We start from the raw sequence: 1,109 nt of genomic DNA, 5'->3' as shown, positions 1-1,109 counted from the left end.
TTTATTTATAGAATGAGTTATAAATTTCAATTATTCAAAGCTAATCTATTCTTATTACGTATTTTTTTTTAAACGCTACTGCTATTTGATGAAAATAATAATATTCAGTAAAAGTTTTTTTGTAAGTTTCATGATCATTGGGTAGTACCTGGTGTTTCTCGATCTGAGCAATAAAATTCGGGTGCGAAAAAATGACCAAACCACTTTCCTGGTATTTATTTGCCACTTCTAACACGTCAATTCCTTTTCCAACCCTGGCTAACTGATATACTTCACTTGATTTTACAATGGTTACATCAAACTGCTTATTCAGTGTATTGATCTGTGCTTCAGATACCGACGGCTTAAATTTTAATACAAACTCATCCGTTAAACCTAATTCAAGCCCTTCAGCAGTTTTAAAAACAGGCTGGATGCTAAGCACATCTGTTTCGGCCAAAAGGCGCTCCCTGATCTTTTCTTTTGCCGCCCCGGTTTTGGCTTCGATAATCAGCACCTTATCATCCTGCCAGTTCAGTTCTGCATTTTTCTCAATATTTTGAATTAGAGATGTCGCACTTTTCTGATCTTTAACTACGGAATATTTAATAAGTATTTTGCTTTCCGATGGGGTTATTGAAACCTTTTCATCAAAAGCATAATAGAATGCCGGTGTCTGGAAATAGCGAAATGCCATTAAACCAAAAATTACTGATACGATCAGCATAAATAAAGTAATTGGCTTCATAATTATTAGGGTTTAAAGTGATAAAATTTTTATTGCTTCGTAATCAAATTATCTACGGGCACATACAATTCTAATCTGCCGATCTTTAACAAACCAACTGAAATCTGCAGTTAGAATATCATGTGTGCAAAGAGAATAGACATATTCTTTGGTATCGGAGGTTTTGTACGCAAAGCGAATTTTGTATTTTGACCTGACCGAGTCTGGAAATAAAAATGTAAACTGTCTGTTAGCAAAATGAGATGGAGGGAACTTGTAAAGCGAATCAGGGAGGTTATAGGTTACGAGGGTATCTTTAAAATTATTGGTAACTATTACAAAGCCTTTTCCATCAAAAGATTGCTTACCTGCGGTGCACTGGTCAAATCCAATAATATAACCT

1 protein-coding gene is annotated in these 1,109 nt (G+C 34.7%); it reads right to left on the bottom strand.

The features are described from left to right. Positions 1-40: 40 nt before the first annotated feature. A complete protein-coding gene (locus P2W72_RS05525) occupies positions 41-727 on the bottom strand; it encodes a hypothetical protein (protein ID WP_276359912.1) in 687 nt (228 codons plus the stop codon). Positions 728-1,109: the final 382 nt, after the last annotated feature.

It is taken from the genome of Daejeonella sp. H1SJ63 (assembly GCF_029360775.1).
GTDB lineage: Bacteria > Bacteroidota > Bacteroidia > Sphingobacteriales > Sphingobacteriaceae > Daejeonella.
The sequence above is the reverse complement of the archived record's forward strand: the minus strand, read 5'-3'. Positions and strand labels throughout refer to the sequence as shown.